The sequence below is a fragment of the Cohaesibacter intestini genome (genome assembly GCF_003324485.1).
GTDB lineage: Bacteria > Pseudomonadota > Alphaproteobacteria > Rhizobiales > Cohaesibacteraceae > Cohaesibacter > Cohaesibacter intestini.
This window is the reverse complement of record NZ_QODK01000005.1, coordinates 89,624-113,393: the sequence shown is the minus strand read 5'-3', so window position 1 is coordinate 113,393 and position 23,770 is coordinate 89,624. Positions and strand designations below refer to the sequence as shown.

The 23,770-nt window shown below is 56.4% G+C and carries 24 protein-coding genes; 11 read left to right on the top strand and 13 right to left on the bottom strand.

The window, feature by feature from the left end; all coding sequences use genetic code 11:
- Positions 1 to 2: 2 nt before the first annotated feature.
- Positions 3 to 956, bottom strand: coding sequence for a LysR family transcriptional regulator (locus DSD30_RS17175; protein WP_280955320.1), 954 nt, complete (start codon positions 954 to 956; stop codon positions 3 to 5).
- Positions 957 to 1,110: 154 nt separating this feature from the next.
- Here DSD30_RS17175 and DSD30_RS17170 point away from each other — a divergent pair, with 154 nt between their 5' ends.
- The 11 genes from DSD30_RS17170 to DSD30_RS17120 all read left to right on the top strand — a co-directional run bounded on the left by DSD30_RS17170 (position 1,111) and on the right by DSD30_RS17120 (position 10,769).
- Positions 1,111 to 1,896, top strand: a complete 786-nt coding sequence (locus DSD30_RS17170) for a transporter substrate-binding domain-containing protein (protein ID WP_114010964.1) — start codon at positions 1,111 to 1,113, stop codon at positions 1,894 to 1,896.
- A 64-nt stretch (positions 1,897 to 1,960) separates the two neighbouring features.
- A complete protein-coding gene (locus DSD30_RS17165) occupies positions 1,961 to 2,752 on the top strand; it encodes a creatininase family protein (protein WP_157967754.1) in 792 nt (263 codons plus the stop codon).
- Between the two features lie 12 nt (positions 2,753 to 2,764).
- Complete coding sequence (locus DSD30_RS17160; RefSeq protein WP_114010962.1) at positions 2,765 to 3,412, top strand: amino acid ABC transporter permease; 648 nt, start codon at positions 2,765 to 2,767, stop codon at positions 3,410 to 3,412.
- Positions 3,413 to 3,439: 27 nt separating this feature from the next.
- The gene (locus tag DSD30_RS17155) at positions 3,440 to 4,096 is read left to right on the top strand and encodes an amino acid ABC transporter permease (protein WP_114010961.1); all 657 of its coding nucleotides are present in this window, start codon (positions 3,440 to 3,442) and stop codon (positions 4,094 to 4,096) included.
- 21 nt (positions 4,097 to 4,117) lie between these two features.
- Positions 4,118 to 4,888: an amino acid ABC transporter ATP-binding protein gene (locus DSD30_RS17150; protein ID WP_114010960.1), complete on the top strand. Its 771-nt coding sequence runs from the start codon at positions 4,118 to 4,120 to the stop codon at positions 4,886 to 4,888.
- Entirely contained in the window at positions 4,885 to 6,234 is a 1,350-nt protein-coding gene (locus DSD30_RS17145; RefSeq protein WP_114010959.1) for an aminotransferase family protein, read from the top strand. Before DSD30_RS17150 ends, DSD30_RS17145 begins: the two co-directional genes overlap by 4 nt.
- Positions 6,231 to 6,923 (top strand): CoA transferase subunit A, encoded by a 693-nt coding sequence (locus tag DSD30_RS17140; RefSeq protein ID WP_114010958.1) that lies wholly within the window; start codon positions 6,231 to 6,233, stop codon positions 6,921 to 6,923. The genes DSD30_RS17145 and DSD30_RS17140 overlap by 4 nt, the downstream gene beginning before the upstream one ends.
- On the top strand, positions 6,904 to 7,563 hold the full coding sequence (locus DSD30_RS17135) for a 3-oxoacid CoA-transferase subunit B (protein ID WP_245418523.1): 660 nt from the start codon (positions 6,904 to 6,906) through the stop codon (positions 7,561 to 7,563). The genes DSD30_RS17140 and DSD30_RS17135 overlap by 20 nt, the downstream gene beginning before the upstream one ends.
- 59 nt (positions 7,564 to 7,622) lie before the next feature.
- A complete protein-coding gene (locus tag DSD30_RS17130) occupies positions 7,623 to 8,915 on the top strand; it encodes an ArgE/DapE family deacylase (protein ID WP_114010956.1) in 1,293 nt (430 codons plus the stop codon).
- 9 nt (positions 8,916 to 8,924) lie between these two features.
- Complete coding sequence (locus tag DSD30_RS17125; protein ID WP_114010955.1) at positions 8,925 to 10,103, top strand: acetyl-CoA C-acyltransferase; 1,179 nt, start codon at positions 8,925 to 8,927, stop codon at positions 10,101 to 10,103.
- A gap of 171 nt (positions 10,104 to 10,274) precedes the next feature.
- On the top strand, positions 10,275 to 10,769 hold the full coding sequence (locus DSD30_RS17120; RefSeq protein WP_198663012.1) for a GNAT family N-acetyltransferase: 495 nt from the start codon (positions 10,275 to 10,277) through the stop codon (positions 10,767 to 10,769).
- 101 nt (positions 10,770 to 10,870) lie between these two features.
- Here the strand turns inward: DSD30_RS17120 and DSD30_RS17115 are convergent, their stop codons facing one another.
- The 12 genes from DSD30_RS17115 to rhaS form a co-directional block, all read right to left on the bottom strand.
- A complete protein-coding gene (locus DSD30_RS17115; RefSeq protein WP_114010954.1) occupies positions 10,871 to 11,938 on the bottom strand; it encodes an ABC transporter ATP-binding protein in 1,068 nt (355 codons plus the stop codon).
- On the bottom strand, positions 11,938 to 12,924 hold the full coding sequence (locus DSD30_RS17110) for a glycoside hydrolase family protein (protein ID WP_114010953.1): 987 nt from the start codon (positions 12,922 to 12,924) through the stop codon (positions 11,938 to 11,940). Before DSD30_RS17110 ends, DSD30_RS17115 begins: the two co-directional genes overlap by 1 nt.
- Before the next feature lie 6 nt (positions 12,925 to 12,930).
- On the bottom strand, positions 12,931 to 13,812 hold the full coding sequence (locus DSD30_RS17105; protein WP_114010952.1) for a carbohydrate ABC transporter permease: 882 nt from the start codon (positions 13,810 to 13,812) through the stop codon (positions 12,931 to 12,933).
- The gene (locus DSD30_RS17100) at positions 13,812 to 14,882 is read right to left on the bottom strand and encodes a carbohydrate ABC transporter permease (RefSeq protein WP_114010951.1); all 1,071 of its coding nucleotides are present in this window, start codon (positions 14,880 to 14,882) and stop codon (positions 13,812 to 13,814) included. Before DSD30_RS17100 ends, DSD30_RS17105 begins: the two co-directional genes overlap by 1 nt.
- A gap of 62 nt (positions 14,883 to 14,944) precedes the next feature.
- Positions 14,945 to 16,204: an ABC transporter substrate-binding protein gene (locus DSD30_RS17095; protein ID WP_114010950.1), complete on the bottom strand. Its 1,260-nt coding sequence runs from the start codon at positions 16,202 to 16,204 to the stop codon at positions 14,945 to 14,947.
- Positions 16,205 to 16,225: 21 nt separating this feature from the next.
- A complete protein-coding gene (locus DSD30_RS17090) occupies positions 16,226 to 17,281 on the bottom strand; it encodes a LacI family DNA-binding transcriptional regulator (RefSeq protein WP_114010949.1) in 1,056 nt (351 codons plus the stop codon).
- 169 nt (positions 17,282 to 17,450) lie between these two features.
- Positions 17,451 to 18,830: an FGGY-family carbohydrate kinase gene (locus tag DSD30_RS17085; protein WP_425359474.1), complete on the bottom strand. Its 1,380-nt coding sequence runs from the start codon at positions 18,828 to 18,830 to the stop codon at positions 17,451 to 17,453.
- Positions 18,831 to 18,852: 22 nt separating this feature from the next.
- The gene (gene rhaM / locus DSD30_RS17080; protein ID WP_171022114.1) at positions 18,853 to 19,167 is read right to left on the bottom strand and encodes an L-rhamnose mutarotase; all 315 of its coding nucleotides are present in this window, start codon (positions 19,165 to 19,167) and stop codon (positions 18,853 to 18,855) included.
- A complete protein-coding gene (locus DSD30_RS17075; protein ID WP_114010947.1) occupies positions 19,167 to 20,159 on the bottom strand; it encodes an ABC transporter permease in 993 nt (330 codons plus the stop codon). The genes rhaM and DSD30_RS17075 overlap by 1 nt, the downstream gene beginning before the upstream one ends.
- Positions 20,156 to 21,139 carry an ABC transporter permease gene (locus DSD30_RS17070; protein ID WP_114010946.1) on the bottom strand — a complete coding sequence of 328 codons (984 nt, stop codon included), beginning with the start codon at positions 21,137 to 21,139 and terminating at the stop codon, positions 20,156 to 20,158. Before DSD30_RS17070 ends, DSD30_RS17075 begins: the two co-directional genes overlap by 4 nt.
- Before the next feature lie 3 nt (positions 21,140 to 21,142).
- Positions 21,143 to 22,690: a sugar ABC transporter ATP-binding protein gene (locus DSD30_RS17065; RefSeq protein ID WP_114011129.1), complete on the bottom strand. Its 1,548-nt coding sequence runs from the start codon at positions 22,688 to 22,690 to the stop codon at positions 21,143 to 21,145.
- Between the two features lie 69 nt (positions 22,691 to 22,759).
- Positions 22,760 to 23,752, bottom strand: a complete 993-nt coding sequence (rhaS, locus tag DSD30_RS17060; RefSeq protein ID WP_114010945.1) for a rhamnose ABC transporter substrate-binding protein — start codon at positions 23,750 to 23,752, stop codon at positions 22,760 to 22,762.
- Positions 23,753 to 23,770: the final 18 nt, after the last annotated feature.

Sequence of the window (23,770 nt, the reverse complement as noted above, 5' to 3'; positions counted from 1 at the left end):
TCTTACAAGAAAGTTCGTTCCGCCATTGGTTTGTCAAAGATATGCGTCTTGCACAAACGGGAGAATTCTCTTTCAGCGTCCGAAAAGCGGCGTTTGGGGTTGCTGGCCAAATAGACATCGACAACAGGCAAGTCCTCATAAGGCGGCAATTGATGCAACAGGCCTTTCTTGACGTCATTCTGCGCCACATGGACAGGCAAGGCCCCGATGCCGACATTGGCGACGATCATCCGGCGGATCTCAACCAGATTTGAGGAAACGCCTTGCCATTGCGTTTCGGCTTGCACGCGTCGGCGTAGATCCGAGACGGGTTCCAGCGGGCCGCCTTCGACCTCTGTCTGGAAGGAGACACCCTGTTCGCCCTCCAGTTCCGATATCTCGATGTCATTGCGTCCGAAAAGCCGATGATGCGGGCCGCAATAAAGACCGAAAAACTCGCGATACATCACCTGAACATTCAAGTTGCTCAGCGGCTTGTTCATCAGGCAAATGCCGAAACTCACCCGATTCTGGGAGACCTGATTGACGATCTCGCGGCTGTCGGACACGGAAATGGCGAAGGTGACATTGCGGTGCAATCTGGCAAACTCTGCAAGTGCCTCATCAAGCTGAGGGCACACAACGTGGCTGGCGGTGACGATGGTGATATGGCCACGAAGCTCGTCCTCGCTTCTGTCGATCAGGGACGGCAACTGAGAGACACTGCCAAAGATTGACGAGCATTCCTTGTATAGAATCTCGCCTGCCGATGTGACCTTGAAATGATTGGGTTTGCGCACAATCAGCCGGTGGCCGGTCACATCTTCGAGTCTTTTTAAGGCCGCACTGACAGTGGGTTGTTTGAGGCCAAGGAAGTCAGCTGCCTTGGTAATGCTTTTCTGTTCAACCAGAACCATAAATGTTCTCAGCAGGTTCCAGTCCAAATTCCATGGAAACCGTTGCTCATAGGGTCTCATTATAGATCCAGTCTATTTCTAACATTGGAATTATTTATTTGATTGATGATACAGGTCATGCGACCGTCAGCGCAAGGTGGCGCAAGAATAGTCACTACCAAAAAATAGGCAATCCATTCAGAGAACAGTTTGTAGCTACAAACAGGAGAAAGACATGTTCAACCCTCGCAATGCGTTCAAAGTTGCATTCGCAGCAGGATCCCTTGCGCTTGCAAGCCTCAGCTTCAGCGCCCCAGCCGTCGCAGATGAACTCGAATCCATCAAGGAAAAAGGCGAAATCAGCATTGCGATGAGCGGCGCCTATCCTCCGTTCAACTTCGTCAATGACGAGAACAAAGTGGTCGGCTTCGACCCATCCGTGGGAACCGAAATTGCCAAGCGTATGGGCTTGAAAACCAAAATCGTCACCACCGCGTGGGACGGCATTATCGGTGGCCTTCTGGCCAACAAGTATGATGCGATTGTCGGCTCCATGTCGATCACCGAAGAACGCGCCAAAGTGGTTGATTTTGTTGGTCCATACTACAATACGCAGCGGGCCATCTTCACCAAGGAAGGCTCCGAGATCACCAGCGTCAAGCAACTGGGTGACGCGACCTTGGGTGTCACGCTTGGTGAAACCCATGAAGCATGGGCGCGCGAGCAGGGTTACACGATCCGCACCTATAAAGGGTTGCCGGAGCTGCTGCTTGAGCTGGAAAATGGCCGGGTGGACGCCATCATCAATGATTCCATCGCGGCGATTCTTGCCATGAAGAAAAATGGTCAGAAATACGCGATGATCGAAGATCTGGACGCTGAGAAATTCGGTGCCGGGATTGCTATCCGCAAGGGCAATCCGGAGCTGAAAGCGGCGATGCAAAAGGCGCTGGACGAGATGATGGCCGACGGCACCTATCTCGAAATTGCCAACAAGTGGGTTGGTGGCGATATTCGCTAACCGGATCTCTCTTCGGCCCGCCGTGTGCGCAATGCGGCGGGTCGCATGCTGGAAAGAAATCTCAATGCAAACCGACTATGGTAAGTTGAGGTGGGAACAGGTGCGCGACATCGACAAGGATCGAGTCGTTATCCTCAATGTTTCCTCGACGGAAGATCATGGGCCGCATTTGCCGCTCGATACTGATACCGTTCTGGGGATGGCCGTCGCCAACGGCGTCGCCGAAGCCATGCCTGACCGGGTTTTGGTCATGCCTCCCGTTTCCTATGGTTTCAACGAGCATCACAAGGACTTTCCGGGTGTTATCTGGATTCAACCGGAAACGCTGATCGCGTTTGTTGCCGATATTACCAAGTCGTTGGCCCATCACGGGTTTCGGCGCATTCTGTTGCTCAATTCTCATGGCTCCAATCATCCGGTTCTGGATCTGGCAGCCCGCAAAACGGTGATCGAAACCGGCATCATCTGTGTTTCGGCGTCCTACTGGAATCTGTGCGCTGATCGCATCAATGAGATCAGAGTGTCAGACACGGGCGGGATTGCCCATGCCGGTGAATTCGAAACCGCGATTTATATGCATCTGCTTCCCGAGCTGGTGGCGTTGGACCGTGCTGAAAATCAGACGGTGCATGACCCGGATAGCCGGTTCTTCAATCTTGATCTGGCGCGCGGTGGTGGCAAAGCCATGCTGATGCGCTGGTGGTCTGCGGCCTCGCCCGATGGCACCATGGGGGATCCAACGGTCGCGACCGCAGACAATGGCAAGGCCTTTCTTGCGGCTGCCATCGAGGAAACCGCAGCATTGGTGCGTGAGATACAGGCACTTCCTTTGCTTGACCGCAAAGACCATCACTAAGGAATGCCATTTATGGACATCGACCTAATTCTCAAGGTTTATCCGCATTTTTTGGACGCTGCGTGGCTCACCATTCAGCTGTCCATCCTGACGACCATTCTGGGGTTGGTCTGTGGAACTCTGGGGGCTGCGGCCCGCTTGTCTCGCGTCAAGACGATCCGGTTGATTGGCGCAAGCTATGTCAGCCTGTTTCGCGGCACGCCAGCTCTTATCCAATTGTTTCTGCTGTATTTCGGTGGACCGCAGATCGGTATCCAGCTCGATGCTTTCGAAGCCGGGGTGATCGGTCTTGGCGTCAATATCGGCGCCTATATGACCGAAACCATTCGCGGTGCGATCGTCGCCATTCAGAAGGGTCAAACAGAAGCCGCCCGGACCCTTGGTCTGAGCCGGTGGCAAGCCATGCGCTATGTCGTCCTGCCTCAGGCGTTCCGGCTGATGGTGCGACCGCTGGGGGTCAACATCAATGCCCTGATCAAGGGAACGGCGCTGGTGGCCGCCATCTCGGTTGTCGAGCTGACCTACACGGCGCAGCGCTTTATCGGGTCAACCTACAAGCCCTTTGAGATGTTCATGCTGTCGGGGGCCCTATACATGATCATCATTTACGCGACCAGCCGGGGCATCAGTTGGCTGGATAGAAAGGTGCGGATCCAATGACAGCAAGAGCAATGACAGGAGGCCGTCATGGGGCTTGATTTTTCCGTTGTACCGGGCTTTTTCGATGTGATCCTGTTGGGGGTCGCCTGGACCATCGCAATCACGGCAGCGGCTGCTATCCTGAGCTTTGTCGGCGGCATCTTCTTTGCTGTGGTTGCCCTATATGCACCGCGCTTCGTCCGTTGGCCGATGAAAGCCTTTGAATGGCTGTTCATGGGAACACCTCTGCTGTTGCAGTTGTTCCTGATCTATTTCGGCCTGATCCAGATTGGCATTGATCTGCCCGCCTTTGTGGCTGGTTTCATTGGCTTGGGACTGCATTTCGCCGTTTACAATTCCGAACTGATCCAGACCAGTATCCTGGCGGTCGACAAGGGACAAATGGAGGCTGCGCGCACCCTTGGCATGAGCCGCATGCATGCACTGCGCTATGTGGTCATCCCGCAGGCGGTCAGGGATGTGATTCCGCCGATTGGCAACAATATGATCGCTTTGCTCAAGGATTCCGCGCTGGTGTCGGTGATTGGCGTTACCGAGCTGACATTGTCGGCCCAGCTGGCGATCGGGCGCACCTATCGACCGTTCGAATTCTATGCCGTGGCAGCGGTCTGTTACTACATCATCAATCTGGGAATGGAAGCGGTGCTGCGCAATCTTGAGCGCCGCGTTCAAGCCTCACGCTAATCATGTCGGAAGGAAAATAGAATGACCACAACACACCCCTTCGTCGATATTCGCCACGCCCAGAAATGCTTTGGTGATCTTGAGGTTCTCAAGGATATCAGCCTGCAGGTCGAACGCCAGCAGATCGTCGCGATCATCGGGCCGTCCGGGTCTGGCAAATCGACCTTGCTGCGGGCCATCAATGATCTCGATCCCCTGACGTCCGGCGAGGTCTGGCTCGATGGGCTGCAGGTCAACAAACAATTGCCCCATGCGCAATATGAGAAACACATCAATCAGGTGCGCCAGTATATCGGCATGGTGTTTCAGCATTTCAATCTGTTTCCGCATCTGACGGTACGGGAGAATGTCACGCTCGCTCCCAAATTGCTGAAAGGCATTTCCGACGACGAAGCCAATGTTCTGGCTGAGCGGCAACTCGATCACGTGGGCATGCTTGAGCGCATTGATTACCATCCGTCGCAATTGTCGGGCGGGCAAAAGCAGCGGGTTGCAATCGCCCGTGCTTTGGCGATGCAGCCCAAATTGATGCTGTTTGACGAAGCCACCTCGGCACTGGATCCCGAACTGGTTGAAGAGGTCAATCAGGTGATGAAGATGCTCGCCGAGGAACATATGACGATGATCATCGTCACCCATGAAATGGGCTTTGCCGAATCCGTTTGTGATCGGGTGCTGTTTATGGATGGGGGTGTCGTCGTCGAGGAAGGCCCACCGGAGGTGATTTTCCGAAATCCGACCAAGGATCGAACCAAGGACTTCCTCAGAAAGCATCTGGAAAACGCGAAATGACCGACGAGAAATCAAACCTCTTCTATCAGTCCCGTCAACCGCGTCCCTTTCTGGATCGCGCCGAAGGGATCTATATGTTCGATGAAACCGGCAAGCGGTATATCGATGGCTCTTCTGGCGCAATGGTGTCGAATATCGGGCACTCCAATCCCAATGTGCTGGCCGCGATGAAGGCGCAGATGGACAAGTCGACCTTCGGCTATCGACTGCATTTTCGCACTGAGTCCTCTGAAAAGCTGGCGCAAAAGGTTGCGACGCTGATGCCGGGGGATCTGGATCGGGTTTTCTTTGTCTCCGGCGGCTCGGAGGCTGTTGAAAGTGCAGTCAAGCTGGCCCGGCAATTTGCGATCACCCAAGGCGAGCCGGAGCGATGGAAGGTCATTTCGCGCTTTCCATCCTATCACGGCTGTACCTTTGGGGCGTTGGCCCTGACCGGCTATGATCCGCTCGTGCACCCCTTTGCTCCGATGTTGCGCGACATGCCCAAGATTGCTGCGCCCACCTGCTATCTGGACAAGGACAATCTCACGGATGAGCAGCGCGGATTGAAATATGCCGAGCTGTTGCGCGATGAAATCATTGCGCAAGGCCCGGAATCGGTTCTCGCCTTCCTGATGGAGCCGATTGGCGGCGCGTCAACCGGCGCGCTGGTCGCGCCTGACAGCTACTATGCGCGGATACAGGAAATCTGCGACGAGTTCGGCATTCTGCTGATCTATGATGAGGTCATGACCGGGGTCGGGCGCACGGGCAAGTTCATTGCCGCCGATCATTGGGGCATCGTGCCGGACATTGTTGCCATGTCCAAAGGCTTCGCGGCGGGCTATGCGCCACTGGGGGCCGTTGTTGCACGGGAAAGCATCGTCGAGGCTTTGCTGGATGCAGGCGGATTCCTGCATGGCTTTACCTATGCGGGCAATCCGTTGGCCTGTTCGGCAGGGCTGGCCGTGATGGAAGAAATGGAGAGGCTTGACCTTATCAGCAATTGCGCGGCTATGGGAGAGATTCTCAAGGTCAAACTGACGGCTCTGATGGATCGGTATCCGTTCATTGGCGATGTGCGGGGCAAAGGGCTGTTGCTGGCCTTCGAGCTGGTTTCCGACCGGGACACGATGACGCCGCTGCCCAAAGCCTACAACGCCTATCTGGAGCTGGTCGAGCGGGCCTATGAGCGCGGATTGATCATTTATTCGCGGCGCACCCGTGGTGGTGTCGAGGGCGACCATATTCTCGTCTGCCCGCCCTTGATCGTCACTGAAGAGCAGATTGATGAGATTATGGCCATCTTGATCGATAGCCTTGATGCTTTTGCTGAACAGTTTGACCTGCAGGTCAAGGCATCATGAGGCTTGGCGATAAAAGGGCCTCAATCGAGGCGGCCATTGGCAAGGTGTCTGATGGGGCGACAATCATGGTTGGGGGATTTGGGGTGCCGGGCACCCCGTTCAATCTGATTGCCGAGCTGGTGCGGCAAGGTCAAAAGGGGCTTACCCTCATCAAGAATGACGCCAATGAACAGGGGATGGGCATCGATCATCTGTTGGCATCGGGGCAGGTCGACCGATTGATTACCACCCATCTGGGGCTCAATGCCAACGCCATTGCCATGATGAATAGAGGCGATGTCGAGGTCGAATTCTGTGCACAGGGCATTCTGGCCGAACGGATCAGGTGTGGTGGGGCTGGCCTGAAAGGCTTTGTGACCGACATCGCCATCGATACGGATCTGGCGCATGGCAAACAGGTGGTTGCGATGGATGGAGCAAACTATCTGATCGAGACGGCCTTGCGGGCCGACATCGCACTGGTCCATGCGGAATGTGCGGATGTGTTCGGCAATCTGTGCTTCACCAAAACGGCCCGTAACTTCAATCCGTTGATGGCGATGGCTGCGGATTGTGTGGTCGCGCAAAGCAATCAATGTGTCGCGGTGGGGGGCATCGATGCGGATGCCGTTCATACGCCGGGTGCCTTCGTGGATCACGTCGTCCCCATTTCGCTGTTGCATGAGGAATATGCTGTTGTCAGACGCTAAGACCAGAATGATTTCCCGAGCGGCTCGCGAGATCACGCCGGGCATGCTTGTCAATCTGGGCATCGGCCTGCCTACCAAGGTGGTTGACCATTTGCCCGATGACATGGAAACCGCCCTGCATACTGAAAATGGTCTGCTGGGCATTGGCCCGACAATGAGCGCGGATGCTGCGGACAGGGACCTGATTGATGCCGGTGGAGCCTATGTCTCGACGGTGCCGGGCAGCGCCTTTTTCGACAGCGCCACATCCTTTGCCATTGTGCGCTCGGGCAGGCTGGATCTGACGATGCTTGGCGCGTTTGAAGTGGCGCAAAATGGCGATCTCGCCAACTGGAAGATCCCCGGTAAATTCTCGCCCGGTGCTGGAGGAGGGATCGAGTTGGCGCAAAAGGCAAAGCGGGTGATCGTGTTGACCACCCATACGGATCGCAAGGGCAATCCAAAATTGCTGGAGCAGTGCTCGCTTCCCTTGACTGCCCGGTGCTGTGTGTCCCGGATTTTCACCGAACTGGCCGTGATTGATGTGACGGAGCAGGGCTTCCGACTGATCGAGCGGGCGCGTGATGCAGACCTCAGCATGATCATCGCGGCAACCGGTGCGCCACTGGCTTTGCCCAAGGGCGACATACCAACCTTCTGACAGCTGCCGGTCGCGCGGGTTAGAAGCGCATCAGATACAAAGCGATACCGGGAGGTACCATGGATCAAGAGCTAACATCTCGCTTGCTGGGCGCTGTCGATGCAGCGTTTGACGAGCAACTCGACTTTCTGTCCGAACTGGTCTCTCATCCCTCGACGCGGGGGCAGGAGCAATCGGCGCAGGCATTCATGGCTGAAGCTCTTGAGGCGCGGTCGTTGGAGGTGGATCGCTGGACGATCGATGTAGCCGACATCCGGCATCTGCCCGGCTTCTCGCCGGTGATCGGGGAGTATGAGGATGCCGTCAATGTGGTTGGTCGCCATACCAGTCGGCGGCAGACCGGCAAGTCCCTCATTCTCAACGGTCATATCGATGTTGTGCCCGAAGGTCCGCTGACCATGTGGGACCAGCCGCCCTTCGCCCCCCATGTCGATGGGGACTGGATGTATGGGCGGGGCGCTGGCGACATGAAGGCCGGATTGGTCAGCAATCTGTTTGCCCTTGATGCCTTGAAGGCGATTGGACTGGCACCCGCCGGGGATGTCTTTTACCAATCCGTGGTGGAGGAAGAATGCACTGGCAACGGCGCTCTGGCCTGTCTTCAACGGGGCTATCGCGCGGATGCCGCCCTGATCCCCGAACCCTTTGATTGTGCCCTTGTCACCGCTCAGGTCGGTGTCATCTGGTTTCAGGTTCACTTGCAGGGGCTGCCCACCCATGTTGCCTATGCCGGTGATGGGGCCAATGCAATCGAGGCGGCCATTCCGCTGATCGAGGCACTGCACAAGTTGGAAGCCAAGTGGAACGGGCCGGATCTGCGTCACCCGGATTTTGCTCATGTCCACCATCCGCTCAATCTCAATGTTGGCAAGATCGTCGGGGGGGACTGGACCAGTTCTGTGCCTGCCTGGTGCGTGTTCGACGTGCGCATGGGGATCTTTCCCGGCCAGAGCATCGATGACATGCGGGCCGAGATCGAAGCCGTGTTGCAGGAAGCTGCCAAGAGCAATGCCTTCTTGCGGGACAACCAGCCGCGTATTGTCTATCACGGCTTTCTTGCCGAAGGTTATGCCTTGTCCGAGGATGGTAGCGACAATGCCCGGCAAAGCATCGCCACACTGGAGGGAGCCCACCAGTCTGTCACGGGCAAGCCACTGGAGAAGCTCGCCATCACCGCAACCACGGATGCGCGCTTTTTTGGCTTGTATGGGCAAATGCCCGCCCTTGTCTATGGTCCGAAGGCCGAGGCCATTCATGGCTTTAATGAGCGGGTGTCCATCGACAGCATCAACAAGGTCACCAAGGCAACGGCTCTGTTCATTGCCAATTGGTGTGGTCTGGAAGCCCTTTAGGAGAGCACTATGCGTCAAGCCGTAATCGTATCGACCGCCCGCACCCCGATTGGCAAGGCCTATCGCGGGGCATTCAACAATCTTGAAGGGCCTGGTTTGGCAGCCCATGCGGTGAGGGGGGCGATGGATCGTGCGAGTGTTCGTGGCGAGGATGTCGAGGATGTGGTGATGGGGTCCGCCCTGACGCAGGGAAGCACGGGCATCAATGTTGCCCGGCATATTGCGCAAGCCGCAGGGCTGCCTGACAGCGTCGCAGGAGTGACCATCGACCGCCAATGTGCGTCTGGTCTGAATGCCATCGCCATTGCAGCTCATATGGTTATGAATGAAGGGGTGGATGTCGCAATGGCTGGGGGGCTGGACAGTATTTCGCTGGTTCAGAACGCCCATTGGAACAGCCACAGATACCGCGATCCCAATGTCCCGGATGCTTATTATCTTTCGATGATTGAAACCGCAGAGATTGTCGCTGAGCGCTATGGTGTCACCCGTGCGATGCAGGATGCCTATGCGCTGCAAAGCCAGATGCGGACCGCAGCCGCACAAAAGGCCAATCTGTTTTCAGACGAAATCGTCCCTGTCAGCACGATCCAGCAGGTCAAGAACCGCGAGACCGGCGACATGATCGAACAGTCCGTGACCCTTGATCAGGATGAGTGCAATCGACCATCCACGACGCTGGACGGGCTGTCCAAGCTTACCCCTGTTCTGGGGGAGGACAAATGCATCACGGCAGGCAATGCCAGCCAACTGTCAGATGGGGCTTCCGCTCTGGTGGTGATGGAGGCCGGAGAAGCTGACAGGCGAGGTTTGAAGCCGCTTGGAGCCTTCAAGGGGTTTGCCGTCTCGGGCTGCGCGCCGGATGAAATGGGGATTGGTCCGGTGCTGGCCATTCCCAAATTGCTCGAACGCAATGGCCTGACAATCGATGATATCGATCTTTGGGAAATCAATGAGGCCTTTGCCTCGCAACTCATCTATTGCCGCGATGCGCTCGGGATCGACAGTGACAAGCTCAATGTCAATGGCGGGGCCATCTCCATTGGCCATCCTTACGGGATGTCAGGGGCTCGGATGGCTGGTCACTTGTTGCTGGAAGGCCAGCGCAGGGGCGCACGCTATGGCGTCGTCAGTATGTGTGTTGGTGGTGGACAAGGTGCCGCGGGCCTGTTTGAAATTGCGGCATAGTCAGACGCCCAACGGCCTATCGATCCGGCCGGGTGCGGTTAGCCTATGGTCTGCGATCTTCGAAAGGTCGGGACAGTCCCTATCGGGCATCGCTGACATTTTCTATCATGCGCGTGGTTGTCATGCCTATTGCCCATCCTCGCCTTCTCTCGGTTAGAAAGAACGTTTCCCATGTCCCAAGCGCGCACCACCACCATCGATGTCTCCTTGTCTCCCATGGCGGCCAGCCGCTTTCAAAGCTGGTTTGACATCTGCACCGAAGAGTATGCCAAAGACAAGCAGAAGACCTTTGGCTGCACGCTCGACGCTGCGCGCGCTTTTGCCAAATCAAGCATGTCGCATTATCTGTCTGAAGGAGTGGACACACCCGATCACCATTTCTTTGAAGTGATCAACGAGCAGGGTGCAAAAGTCGGATCAATCTGGTTTGCCGTCAAAACCGATTTTGAACAGCGATCGGCTTTTCTCTACGATATACAGATCGATGATCAACATCAGGGCAAAGGCTATGGGCGTGCCACGATGCAGGCCTTGGAGCGCGAAGTGTCCCGGCTGGGGATCGATACAATCGCCTTGCATGTGTTCGCTTTCAATGAGCGGGCCCTCGCTCTTTATCAATCTCTGGGGTTTGAGATCACGGACTATTCCATGGCAAAGAAAATCTGACGGGGGAGCAGGGATGTCTAGCGGGTTTCTCAAGCCCCGCCTGTGCTTGGCTCTGCACTAAGTGACTGGTCTTCTGATTGGAGGCGGACTGTCTGTCCGCTTCATTCAGGGGCGAACAGATGGGCTTGCTTCGGATCAAAGGTGAGATCGATCCGGGCGTTTGGCTGCAAAACGAGATCTTCGTCAAATGAGGCGATCATCTTGCTTCCATCGGCCAGCGACAGGTCGACCACGGTTTCCGTTCCCAGGCGTTCCGTCAACGTGACACTGCCATGCAATAGGCCGGCCGTCTCTTGCGCCTGTTTGAGATATTGGGGCCGAATGCCCAATATCGCCTTGCCGCCCTTGGCGAACATACGCCCTTTGGTTTCGACCCGGACCGGTTCTACGGATTCGTTGCCGACTATCGCAGTTTGTTCATCAAGATCATGGACATCCACGTCGATGAAATTCATCGAAGGGGCCCCAAGAAATCCGGCCACGAATTTGTTGGCGGGATTGTGATACAGCTCCATCGGGGCGCCGATCTGCATGACCTTGCCATCCTTCAACACAACAATCTTGTCGGCCAGTGTCATGGCTTCCACTTGGTCGTGGGTCACATAGATCATGGTCGCGTCGAGCTGATTGTGCAACTGGCCGATTTCCATGCGCATATCCATCCGCAAGGCCGCGTCCAAGTTGGAGAGCGGTTCATCGAACAGAAACACCGATGGGTTGCGGGTGATGGCACGTCCGATTGCGACGCGCTGCCTTTGGCCACCGGACAACTGACTGGGTTTGCGATCCAGCAAATCTTCCATTTGCAGAATGCGCGCCGCTTCGGCGACCTTGCGCGCCTTTTCCTCTTTCGAAGCGCCTGCGATCGTCAGTCCGAAGGCCATATTTTCGCGCACCGACATGTGCGGAAATATGGCGTAGCTTTGAAACACCATCGCGATGCCTCGTTCCTTGGGCGGCGCTTCATTGACGATTTTGCCGCCAATTTCCAGAGTGCCAGAGGTTACATCCTCCAACCCGGCAATCATCCTGAGCAGGGTCGACTTGCCACATCCGGACGGTCCGACAAAGACAACAAACTCACCGTCTTCTATCGTGATATCCACCCCTTTGATGACGTCCACGTTGCCGAATGTTTTGTGAATGTCTTTCAGAACCACCTTCGCCATCACACGGCCTCCCCGTTTTTGGCCAATTGCAAATAGCCTTCCTCATCAATCAGGACCGGTTCAGGGGCTCTGATTTCGCCGACAAAGTCCTCGCGGCCATTGTCGTCAAATCCCAAAATGACCAGTCCATTGTCTGTCTTCAAAATACGCGCGGCATAGCGGCGACAGGGCAGCCCGCCGTCCAAAAAGCCGGGGGCCATGCGCCAGGGGCCTCTTGGATCATCGGCAATCAGGTAATGGTTGCCGGTCACAGGCGTCATCCCGGTTTTGCTGATCCTGCTTTGCGACCAATGCTCTGCCGATGTGCAAAAGAGACAATACCAACGGCCGTTGACCTCAAATATTTGAGGGACTTCCAACTGACCAAAGTCGCCGACGAAGACCGGTGGCTGCAGGGTCCAGTGATAAAGGTCCTCTGACATGGCAAAGCCAATGGCACCCGCAGCGTTGGCCTCCTCGATATCTGACCCACGGGCTGTAAAATACATCAGCCAGCCGTTGCCTTGCGGGTCAGGCATGACCCATGGATCGCGCATTGCCCGATCGTGCCAATGGCCGATCATATGGTCTGTTTCATAGTGGCGGGCGGCTGCACCAACCAGATCAAGGCAGGCCTCGGTGCTGACGCGCTGCCAATTGTGCATGTCGGTCGAGGTGGCATGGCCAATGCGCTGATAGAGCGCCTTTTCCGCTTGGCTGGTGCCGGTATAGAAAAGGTGCCACAGGCCGTCAGGCCCCTTTACAACCGATCCGGTCCATGTGGTCTTGTCATCGAAGGCTGGCTCCTGCGCTGGCGCAAAGCACGTGCCCAGATGGGTCCAGTTGATCAGGTCCGTGCTTGTCGCATGGCCTTGAGAAACGTTGAAGTGTCTGAGATCGGGATCTTTGAGGGATTTGTCGGCCTTGAGGAAATAGCCATGCCAAAGCGCCCCGTCATGGGCATACCAGCTGTCCCAAATCCACTGATCCTTGAGTGCGATCACCATTGTTAGCTATCCTTTGACGCCGGTTGACGCGATTGACGCGATAAAGGCTCTTTGCATGAGAAGGTAAAAGGCGAGGACGGGCACTGAAATCAGCGTCAGATAGGCCATCAGCTCGCCCCAAGCGACATCGAGCTGGAAGAAATAGCCAAGCCCCACCATGATCGGTCTGTGCGCTTCATCCTGCACCACGATCAAAGGCCAGAGATATTGCTCGTTATACATTTTGAGCGACTTGAGAATGGCTGCCGTTGCCAGAACAGGACCGGATAAGGGCATGACCACCCGACGGTAAATCGATAGCCAGCTGGCACCTTCCACACGGGCCGCTTCAATCAGCTCGCGCGGCAGATCCTTGAAATACTGAACGAACAGGAAAATGGTCAGCGCATCAACAATCCACGGAATGATTTGAACCCGATATGTGTTGAGCCAGCCCCATTCCATGCCTTCGAAGCCCATCCACGGAAGCTTTGAAACGATCAGCAGAAGAGGAACCGCGATGGTTTCAAACGGAATGATCAGGGTGGCCAGTATGATGGTCAACAGTATATTGCGGCCTGTCCAGTTGAGGAAAACAAACGAGAAAGCGGCAACCGAACAGATCGCGATTGAACCTATGACCGTCACGATGGTGACGAACATCGAGTTCAACATGAACTGACCGATGGGGGCTCTTTGGAAGGCTGCGGCATAGTTATCAAGGCTGATGTCGCCAACCGGCAGAAAGGCCCTGAACGAGCTCGTGTCGGCAAGCAGTTGCCCATCTGGTTTGAAGGAGGAAACCACCATGAACAGCAGAGGGAACAGGAACACCATCGCCACCAGTGCCAGAACGAGATAGCGAGACAGCAAGCGCAGACCGTGATTTTGCCCGGAGACCAAAGCCATTATCGTTTCTCCCTCGTAAGATAGCGCTGAATCAGCGAAATCGTCAGGACAATGAAGAACAGGATCACCGAGATCACCGAGCCTCCGGAAATATCCTGCTTGCCATAGCCGCGCTGAACTGCCTGGAATACCAGTGTCTGGGTGGAATCGAGCGGCCCGCCTTTGGTCATCACGTCAATCTGCGAGAAAAGGGCAAAGGCTTGCATGGTGATGACAATCAGCACCAGAACTGCCGTGTTTCTCAGGCCCGGCCATGTCACATAGCGGAAGGTTTGCCAGCGTGACGACCCTTCAATGGCCGCTACTTCATACAATGTTGCCGGGATCGTCTGGAGGCCAGATAGCCAGATCACCATGTGAAAACCCATGGCCTGCCAGGCCGACATGACGATGATCGAACCGAGTGCCGTGTCCTTGTTGCCCAGCCAGTCAACGGGTTCGAAGGCTCCAAATGTCAGTGCTGAGACGATGTTGTTGAGCAGCCCGTCATCACCGTCATAGATGAAGCGCCACAACAAGGAGATGACCACAATCGATATGACCACCGGCATGAAATAGATGGTGCGAAAGGCATTGATGCCGCGCAGCTTCTGATTGATCAGCAGTGCCAGACCCAAGGCACCACCCCCTTGCAACGGGGCAATGATCAAGACAAAGAGCATGGTGTTGACGAGGGCTTTCATGAAGACCACATCTTTGGCGACCACCACCTTCGCTTCGTCTCCCGACTGCCATCGGAACCATTCGCGCATGCCCTTATATTGCGGAAAGTCGGGGCTTCGTGTGATCGTTCGGACGCGTGGATAGGAGATTTCACCATCGCGATCGCGAATGATCTGATTGTTTTCATCGCGGTCTGGCTTGAGCGTGACGATGGCGACGCCCAGCAGATTTTCGTAATTCTGCAAGCCGACAAATTCAGTGGGGTTTGGCGAGATCAGGCGCTGATTGGTCAATGAAAACCAAAATGCAAAGAAAAACGGCAAGATGATAAACAGGAACAGCAGTGTGAAGGCCGGAAGCGCAAAGGCCCATCCTGCCCGGTTGGACCGAGTCAATTTCGATGCCATCCAATCCTCCCTTCGGATAAGCCGAAAGCCCGCACCGAAGTGCGGACTTTCCTTTGTGATTGCTAGTGTCCGTAACCGCTGTTCTTTTCGATGTCAGCGTTGATTTCGTCCACCGCAGCATCAAGCATGTCGGCGACATCAGCCCCATTGGCGATGTCGGCCATGGCCTTGGTGAAGACCTTGGATTGCACGACATAACCCGGTGTGACCGGACGAATGAGGGCTTGGGCGCTGGACAGGCCATAGAACACGGCCAATGGACCGCCATCCTTGTAGTTCTTGGTCATTTGCGCGGCGGTGGCGGTCGATGGAATCAGCCCGATGCCATCGGAGAAGGCGGCCAGGTATTTATCCTGCAATGCAAACTCGATGAAGGCGGAGGCACCATCGGGATGTTTGGAGGTTGCCGCGACGCCGAACTGCCACGAACCGGCACCGATCTTTGACCCCTTGCCGAAATCAGGGGCAGGCAGGAAGACCACATCATCGACTTCAGCCATCGTGGCCACGGCCCGCCAGTTGCCATTCCATTGGAAGGCGAAGCTGCCGTCTATGAAGCCATTTTGCTGGTCGGCCGGGCTTTCACTGGTGCCTGCCGCATAGCCGTTGGTGAACAAGCTCTGCCACCATTCGCCAAAGGCCAGTGCCTCGTCTCCGTTGAGAGTGCCTTCTGCTGTTTTGTAGGTGGAGCGATCAATGATGTCGCCGCCAAAGCTCTGCAGGAAGGGTGAAAAGGCGTATGGGTACCATTCCCCCTGATCATTCATGCCCAGATCGAGGGCATATTTGTATTTGCCGGACGCCTTGGCTTTCTCCAACGCATCCATGAACTCGTCTTTTGTCCATGGCTTGTCGAGCGTCGGTGTTCTCAGGCCGAGATCTTCAAGCGTCGATTTGCGTGCATAAAGGGCAACCGCCGCATCCCAAAGTCCGATGGAATAAAGCTTTCCATTCCAGATGCCCTTGGTGCCGGGCAGGAAGTTTGCAACTTTGGCTTCATCTATCTGCAGCGGCTGCATATATCCCGACCAGGCCCAATTGGGCATGACAGGACCGTCGACATCAATGATGTCCGGCAGGTTCTTGGCCAGTGCTGCTGCCACGACCGAGTCGTTGTAGCTGGTCTGCGGAAAGCTCTCCAGAACCACATTCCAGTCAGATTGACTTGCATTGAAGTCGCTGACGATCTGATTGATGATTTTGCTCTCTACCTCGTTCCCTGCGCCATGGTACCACAGAGACAGGTCGGTTTGCGCAAAGCTCGCACCGGACAGCAAGGTTGATGCGCATAGAACGGCAAGATATGTCTTGGTCAGTTTCATTGAAATTCCTCCCATAGAATTTTAGGTAAGTGTGGGATCCGGTTTGATGACCGAATCCCGCCAGAAAACGGGCCCTTGCAAGAGTCCGGGACTTTCTGGAACGTCCTCTTCTCCAGAAATCAATCTGAGCAAATGGTCGGCAGCCGTCTGGCCGAGTTTGAAATAGGGCAGTTCGACCGTTGTCAAAGGTGGGAAAAGCGTTTCGGCAATGACGCGATAATTGTCGTAGCCGGCAACCGAGATGTCGTCCGGAACGCGAATGTTGCGCGAGCGCAGAATGCCATAGAGGCGCAGGGCCATTTCATCATTGCCGCAGCAAATAACACTGGGTGGCTGGTCCAGAGAGACAAGGCGCTCAACGGCCTGCACCAATAGCTGGCTGTCCTTCTCCCGGCCTTCCTCATATCCCATCATCACCAAATCATCGTCATAGGGCAGACCTGCCTTGGCCAGGGCATCGCAATAGCCCTTTGTCCGCAATCCGGTCGCAACAAGGGTCTTGTCGAGGGTGAGATAGGCTATGCGGCGGTGTCCATTCTCAATAAGCTTTGTCACCAGCTCCCTCTGACCGGTCCGGTCATCGGGCAGAATGGCGGGATGGCCGACATCATCAAAGCAGTTGGCCAAAACAATCGGACAGGCGGCGGGGATGTCTGGCAGCTCGACTTTCTTGTGATGGTCGGCCACATAGATGAGACCTTCGACCCGATGTTGCAGAAAGGTTTTGATGAGGTGAGGCACCCGTCCGGCAACATTGTTGGTATCGGCTATCATCAGTGTTTTGCCGCTTTCAGCCATCATCTGCTGAATGCCCTGCACGATGAACAGGTCGGGGAGGCCTTCGGGCTCGGTCGGTTCAAGACCATGCGAGATTGCGCCGGTGATCAGTCCGATCAGACCGGATTTGTTCGAGCGCATCATCCGCGCTGCGTTGGATGGCACATATCCCAGCGCATTGATGGCCGCTTCAATCGCATCTCGCGTCTGTTGCCGCACCGGAGCATCCCCATTCAGCACTCTGGATACTGTTTTAGGGGAAACACCCGCTTTCTTGGCGACATCATAGATTGTAGCCATAGATCCTCCTCGACAAGACATCAAACGACTATGACATCGGTGTCATGACATCGGTGTCATATCACCTCCTGTTTGTTGCTGTCAAGGTGGGTGGGGGTCTCGGCCTTGCTGTCTGGTCCGGATTGAGGGCTGTTTGAAGGGTTTGACGCGCCTGTTCGTGATGCGGTGCCTACGGACCGTCGTCCTGCCTTGCGACCAGATCCCACCAGAGGCGGGCATAGGCGCTGAGGTCTTGCCTTGGGTGATGGTATGTTGAGGCGGGTATGTCGGGATTGCCATCGACCGCCAGCATCGCAGCCCCGATTGATGTGCCCGTGCTGGCCTTGCAGGCGTGCACTTCGCTGTCGGTCGCGGTCGCAAGCATGTCGAGATACAGGCGGTTTTTGGTGAAGGGGCCTTCCGCGATAATCGTGCCACGGTGACCGATCATCTCAAGGCAATGCGCTGTGACCATTGCCAGATAAAGCGACAAGGCTGCGGCACGCACGCCGCTGTCGATCGCTGGCTCGCCGCCGATCCATTTGGTTGTCCTGCTCATGAAGGGGCCACTGTCATTCTGCAGAGCCGGGAGCAGGCAAATGCCTTTGTCCAGAACGGCGCGAATATCCTCGTTGGTCGGGGTGATTTTTTGCCCTTGCATGGCAATTTCATATTCTCGCCCGCCCATGAACCGGGCCGAGGGAACGGGAGCACCATAGGCATTGACGTTGATCAGAGTATCCTTTGCCGCATCAAGGTCCTTCTGCTCGCCGCCGACCGCCATGGCAATCACCCACGTGCCGGTGGAGACCACCGAGAAGGGGGGCGTGCTATCCATCAGATGGGGAAGCAGGGAGGCGTTCGAATCGTGAATGCCAACAAAAACCGGGGTCGAGGCGGACAGGCCCGTTGCCTTGGCAATGGCGGGCAGAACCGTCCCAAGACAGTCCGTCGCAGGACGGGGTGGGGCCATCTTCTCGCGGATGCCCAGAGTCTCGGGAAGGCTGGAATAGTGGCGTTTGTACGGGTCCCACAAATCCGTGTGACAGCCAAGGGAGCTGACATCGCTGGCAATTTGCCCCGTCAGGCGATAGCCCCAATATTGCGGATAGGTGAGAATGGTCGCTGTTCGCGCCTTCAGATCCGGTTGTGTGGCAAAGATCCAGTGCAGTTGCGCACCCAGATTAAGCCCCATACCGAGCCGTGGCGATCCGGTCTCGGAGAAGGCAGGACGAAGGGCATCATATTCCTCGCGCAGACTGTCCGGTCCGTGATGCTCATAGTCGAGCATGGGAGCGCCCAGATCCCCATTTTGATCGAGCAAGACTGCAGATGCACCATGGGTTGTTGTCGATATGGCGTCAATTCCATGGTCTGCATGGAACGCCTTCAATGCGTAAAGAATGAAGGCCCAATGGCCCTCCAGATCGAAGTGTGGCCATGGCGGCCCCTCCAGCACCCTGTTGGCGCGGGTGACGACGGCTATTTCCTCAAAATGCTCAGTATCAACCAGAGCCACTTTGGCGTTGGTCTTGCCGATGTCGATGACGGCAATGTGACGGGGTTTGATCATGGTCTTGTTACATGTCGCTTCAAGGCAGATGAAAAACGGTCTTGAGGGGTTTTGCCACCGGCTCATTGTCCGGATGGGTTTCCATCAGGTCGGCCATATAGACCCACCATTTCTGCATCACCTCTTCTTGGGGCAGGGTATCCATCCCGTGATCATCCTCGCGCCAGAGCACGCCGAACAGGATGTTGGTCTCCGGGTCCAGATGGATGGAATAGTCCGATATGCCTGCCTGCTTGAGCAACTGGACAAGCTCGGGCCAGATGGCGTCGTGCCGCGTCTCATACTCGGCTTCCATGCCGGGCAGGAGCTTCATCTTGAAGGCGAACTTCTCCATCAGCTTTTTCTCCTCATCTTGGCCCATAGGCGTGGCAGGGCGATCACCGAAATGAGCAGCAGCCCGATGACGATCGACATAACGATGCCCGGAACATTGAGCAGGCCGAGCCCGAAGGTGACAAGGCCCATGACGAAGGCAGCAATGACAACGCCGGGAATGGAACCGGAGCCTCCCAGAATGTTGACCCCGCCGAGCACCACCATGGTTACCACTTCCAGCTCCCAGCCAAGGGCGATGGAGGGTCTGGTCGAGCCAAGGCGCGACGTGAGGCAGATGGCAGCCACCCCGGACATCAGTCCGGTCAGCAGGAACAGCGAGAATTTGACCCGGTTGACCCGAATGCCGGAAAAGAGAGCGCCGGTGGCATTGTTGCCGATGGCAAAGACCGCGCGGCCGAAGTTGGTCTTGTGCAAGAGGATGCCATAAAGAATGGCCAGCATGGCGAACAGCACCAGCTCGAAGCTGAAGACCCAATAAACATAGCCCTGCCCGAAATAGGCAAAGCTCGCCGGATAGCCGCGATAGGCCTGATCACCCAACACGATATAGGCAATGCCGCGGAACAGGCTCATGGTGCCGATCGTGACTACGATCGATGGCAGTCCCAGTCCGGTGACCAGAAAGCCGTTGAAAGCCCCGGCTGCAAGGCCAACGGCAAGTCCGACGATGATCAGTGTCGGGGTGTCGGCCCCAATCTGAACCGCGGCCCCCATGGCAGTGGATGCCAAAGCGATGATCGAGGCAACGGAGAGATCGATCTCTCCGGATATGATCAGCAGCGCCATGGCAAAGGCAATCATCGCCTTTTCGGTAAAGTTGAAGGTGGCATCGGACAGGTTCCACGCATCCAGGAAGTAGGGGGACGCGAAGGAATTGGCGATAAAGATGGCGATGGCCACAAGCAACAGGAGCATTTCCCAGCTCTTGAGCCTTCGCTGGAGAGGAGACTGCAGACGGTCTGGAATGGAGTGATTGGATGCGATGCTCATGCCGTTTGCTCCGCACTTTTGAGAATGACCCGGCCTTTGGTGCGATTGGCGCGCGCATTGAAGACCACGGCGATGATGATGGCCGCACCGGAGATAGCCAACTGCCAGAAGGGGGAGATGTTGATCACGGGAAGCGCATTCTTGACGATGCCAAGGAACAGTGCGCCAAGCAGGGTGCCAGCAACCGTTCCAAGACCGCCAGCAATGGACACCCCGCCGATGACACAGGCAGCGACCACCTCCAGCTCGAACCCTCCGGCAAGATCCACATAGGCGACCGCATAGCGGGACACCCACAAATAGCCTGCAAGACCGGACAATGCGCCCGAGATGGTATAGGCCCAGAATTGCGTGTAGCCGACATTGATTCCGGCATAGACTGCTGCATGGGGATTGCCGCCCACGGCATAGAAAGCGCGTCCCAATGTGGTGCGGGTCATGATGAAATAAAACAGGATCACCGCGAGGATGCCGAACCAGCTGAGCATCGGCAATCCCAGCAATTCCATGCGGGGAAAGGCCTTGAAGGCAGGGCTCATTTCATGGGCATTGACCCACTTGCCATCGGACAAGAGGAAGATGATGCCGCGATAGATGGTCATGGTGCCAAGCGTCACCACGATGGGTGGGATCTGCACCTTCCAGACCAGCAGGCCGTTGAACATGCCCATGATGGTGCCAAGGGTGATGGCAACTAGCAGGATCACCGCGACAGGCACGCCGGGAGCCGCCACATTGACGAGGGCGACGACCATGCCAGTGAGGGCAAGATTGGCGGCGACGGACAGGTCAATGCATTTGGTGAGGATGACAATCATCTGCCCCAACGCCAACAGGATGAGCGGCGAGGTGTCATTGAAAACGCCCACAAGATTGGATGGCGTAATGAAAGCAGGAAAGCGAGTCGAGATCAGCGCCAGCAGAACCAGAATGGCTCCCAGCAACAGCGCTTCTCGCGAAGTGGCAAGTCGTTTCAGCATGGCTTAGTGATCCTTGATCCCTGCTGCATGACGCACGAGCGTTTCAGGATTCATGTCGTCACCGCTGACTTCGGCAACGATACGGCCTTCACGCATGATGATGACACGATCCGACATGCCCAGAACTTCCGGGATTTCGGAGCTGATCATGATGACCGCCAGTCCCTGAGCCGCCAGCTCGGCGGTGAATTCGTGCACGGCGGCTTTCGATCCAATGTCGATGCCCTTGGTCGGTTCATCCAGAATGATGACTTTGGGCTGGGTTGCCAGCCATTTTGCGATCACCACCTTCTGTTGATTGCCGCCCGACAGGTTGCCGACATTGGTATCGAGCGAGGCCGCCCGCAAATCGAGACGCTCGCAATAATCGCGTGCCAGCTTGAACTCTTCGGCCAGCTGCAAAAAGCTGCCGCGCGAGGTCCGGCCGAGCGAGGGCAGAGTGACATTCTGGAAGATCGGCAGGGCAGTGATTGCTCCCTGCTTGCCACGGTCTTCGGGCACATAGACGATGCCGTGCTTGATGGCGGCGGCGGGGGAGCGAATGACCGCGACGTCGCCGTCAATGCGGATTGCCCCCTTGGACGGGCGAGTGATGCCGAACAGGGATTGCATGAATTCCGACCGGCCTGCGCCGACAAGGCCATAGAAACCCAGAATTTCCCCCTGATGCAACTCGAAACGGATGTCGGCAAACTCGGTCGGATGCTCGTAGCCGACCACCTTGAGGACTTCGTTGCCGATTTTGCTGGTTCGTTCTGGGAAGATATGGGCGATCTCGCGCCCGACCATCAGCTTGACAAGATCGTCATTGGTCACATCGGTCATCGCGCCGGCACCAACGAACTGACCATCGCGAAAGACGGTATAATTGTCGGCGATGCGAAAGATTTCGTCGAATTTGTGCGAGATAAAGAGGATCGCCTTGCCCTGTTTCTTGAGCTGCTCGACGAGTTCGTAAAGCTCCTGAATTTCCTTGTGGCTGAGGGCCGCGGTTGGTTCATCCATGATCACCACGCGGGCATCGATAGACAAAGCGCGGGCGATGGCGACCAGATGCTTGTTGGCGATGCCCAGATCCTTCAGCTTGGTTGAGGGGTCGAGGTCTGCGCCGATTTCCGCAAGGATCGCGCTGGAACGCCGATTGATCTCGGACCAGTCGATCAGGCCGAACCGGCCTCTGGGGGCATGGCCAAGAAAGATATTCTCGGCAACGGACAGCTCGTCAAACAGAACGGTTTCCTGATGAATGGCGGTGATGCCTGCATCGGCAGCGTCCTGTGCCGTGGGAAAGTGCCGGGCTTGGCCATCGACCGTGATGGTGCCTTCGTCAGGCTGATAGATGCCCGTCAGGATTTTGACGACCGTGGATTTGCCTGCTCCATTCTCTCCCACCAGAGCGGTGACCTTGCCGGGATAGAGGGAGAGTGCAATGTCCGAGAGCGCTTTCACGCCCGGAAAACTCTTGGTGATGCCCTCGAGCGTGAGAAGCGGCGCGGCGTCCTGCGACGCGTCGACCGAGACCCCGGAGGCGCTGTCAGTCTGTGTCTGCATATACATGGCGAGTTTTCAGAGGGTTGGGGTGTCCCGGCGGAGTGAAACCCGCCGGGACAAGCGGACATGTCAGAAGATCGACTTGAAGGCGTCGATGTTGGAGCTGTCATAGACAAACGGGTCAGACATTGCGCCCGCACGGTCGTCATCCAGCGTCAGGGTTCCCATGCGGCCCATCGGGATTTTTGCACCGGGTTCTGCGGTTGCGTCACCATTGGCGAGGGCATGAGCGATCATGGTTGCCGAATAGCCCAGATCGATGGGGTTCCAGATCGCAAAGGACTTGGAGGCTCCGGACTCGATGGCACCGGCCATCTCGGACGGCAGGCCAAGGCCGGTGACGTTGACTTTGCCAACCTTGCCTGCATCGACAACCGCCTGCGCAGCAGCAACGATGCCGATGGAGGTCGGGGCGATGATCGCATCCAGATCAGGATAGGTCTGCATCAGGCCCTGTGCTTCGCGGTAGGATTTATCCGCCAGATCATCCCCATAGACGGTTGCGACAACCTTGATGCCGGGATAGTTGCCCATCACCTTGTTCATTTCCTCGATCCAGATATTCTGGTTCGTGGCGGTCGCGGTTGCCGAGAGAACAGCCACTTCACCGCCGTCCGGCAGATGATCGGCTGCGAGTTTGATGATCATGTTGCCGATGAGGGCGTTGGACGAGGGGTTGAGATGCACCTGACGGCCTTCCGGAGCCACGCCGGAATCCCATGAAATGACGGTGATACCCCGGTTCATGGCTTTCTTGAGTGCCGGGACAAGGGCTTCGGCGTCATTGGCGGAGATGGCGATGGCGTCGACGCGCTGGGCAATCAGCGAGTTGATGACTTCGATCTGCCCTTCAGCGGTGGTGTCGGTTGGCCCAGTATAGATGATTTCTACATCGCCCAGCTCTTTTGCGGCTTCCTCTGCGCCGCGGGCTGCGGCTTCGAAGAATCCGTTGCCCAGAGCCTTGACCACCAGAGCGATGCGCTTTGGTGCGGCCTGAGCGGGGGCTGCGATGCAGACTGCGGCAATGACCGCAGCTGACAGAATTGCCTTAATGAATTTCATGATTTCCTCCCTAATGAA

What these genes read in the sequence shown, in the direction of transcription:
- DSD30_RS17145 (WP_114010959.1), top strand. Translation starts at nt 4,885, where the DNA reads ATGACCGACGAGAAATCAAACCTCTTCTATCAGTCCCGTCAACCGCGT.
- DSD30_RS17160 (WP_114010962.1), top strand. Translation starts at nt 2,765, where the DNA reads ATGGACATCGACCTAATTCTCAAGGTTTATCCGCATTTTTTGGACGCT.
- DSD30_RS17155 (WP_114010961.1), top strand. Translation starts at nt 3,440, where the DNA reads ATGGGGCTTGATTTTTCCGTTGTACCGGGCTTTTTCGATGTGATCCTG.
- DSD30_RS17120 (WP_198663012.1), top strand. Translation starts at nt 10,275, where the DNA reads ATGTCCCAAGCGCGCACCACCACCATCGATGTCTCCTTGTCTCCCATG.
- DSD30_RS17105 (WP_114010952.1), bottom strand. Translation starts at nt 13,812, where the DNA reads ATGGCTTTGGTCTCCGGGCAAAATCACGGTCTGCGCTTGCTGTCTCGC.
- DSD30_RS17115 (WP_114010954.1), bottom strand. Translation starts at nt 11,938, where the DNA reads ATGGCGAAGGTGGTTCTGAAAGACATTCACAAAACATTCGGCAACGTG.
- DSD30_RS17110 (WP_114010953.1), bottom strand. Translation starts at nt 12,924, where the DNA reads ATGGTGATCGCACTCAAGGATCAGTGGATTTGGGACAGCTGGTATGCC.
- DSD30_RS17125 (WP_114010955.1), top strand. Translation starts at nt 8,925, where the DNA reads ATGCGTCAAGCCGTAATCGTATCGACCGCCCGCACCCCGATTGGCAAG.
- DSD30_RS17165 (WP_157967754.1), top strand. Translation starts at nt 1,961, where the DNA reads ATGCAAACCGACTATGGTAAGTTGAGGTGGGAACAGGTGCGCGACATC.
- DSD30_RS17135 (WP_245418523.1), top strand. Translation starts at nt 6,904, where the DNA reads ATGCTGTTGTCAGACGCTAAGACCAGAATGATTTCCCGAGCGGCTCGC.
- DSD30_RS17170 (WP_114010964.1), top strand. Translation starts at nt 1,111, where the DNA reads ATGTTCAACCCTCGCAATGCGTTCAAAGTTGCATTCGCAGCAGGATCC.
- DSD30_RS17070 (WP_114010946.1), bottom strand. Translation starts at nt 21,139, where the DNA reads ATGCTGAAACGACTTGCCACTTCGCGAGAAGCGCTGTTGCTGGGAGCC.
- rhaS (WP_114010945.1), bottom strand. Translation starts at nt 23,752, where the DNA reads ATGAAATTCATTAAGGCAATTCTGTCAGCTGCGGTCATTGCCGCAGTC.
- DSD30_RS17095 (WP_114010950.1), bottom strand. Translation starts at nt 16,204, where the DNA reads ATGAAACTGACCAAGACATATCTTGCCGTTCTATGCGCATCAACCTTG.
- DSD30_RS17100 (WP_114010951.1), bottom strand. Translation starts at nt 14,882, where the DNA reads ATGGCATCGAAATTGACTCGGTCCAACCGGGCAGGATGGGCCTTTGCG.
- DSD30_RS17075 (WP_114010947.1), bottom strand. Translation starts at nt 20,159, where the DNA reads ATGAGCATCGCATCCAATCACTCCATTCCAGACCGTCTGCAGTCTCCT.
- DSD30_RS17175 (WP_280955320.1), bottom strand. Translation starts at nt 956, where the DNA reads ATGAGACCCTATGAGCAACGGTTTCCATGGAATTTGGACTGGAACCTG.
- DSD30_RS17150 (WP_114010960.1), top strand. Translation starts at nt 4,118, where the DNA reads ATGACCACAACACACCCCTTCGTCGATATTCGCCACGCCCAGAAATGC.
- rhaM (WP_171022114.1), bottom strand. Translation starts at nt 19,167, where the DNA reads ATGGAGAAGTTCGCCTTCAAGATGAAGCTCCTGCCCGGCATGGAAGCC.
- DSD30_RS17090 (WP_114010949.1), bottom strand. Translation starts at nt 17,281, where the DNA reads ATGGCTACAATCTATGATGTCGCCAAGAAAGCGGGTGTTTCCCCTAAA.
- DSD30_RS17130 (WP_114010956.1), top strand. Translation starts at nt 7,623, where the DNA reads ATGGATCAAGAGCTAACATCTCGCTTGCTGGGCGCTGTCGATGCAGCG.
- DSD30_RS17140 (WP_114010958.1), top strand. Translation starts at nt 6,231, where the DNA reads ATGAGGCTTGGCGATAAAAGGGCCTCAATCGAGGCGGCCATTGGCAAG.
- DSD30_RS17065 (WP_114011129.1), bottom strand. Translation starts at nt 22,690, where the DNA reads ATGCAGACACAGACTGACAGCGCCTCCGGGGTCTCGGTCGACGCGTCG.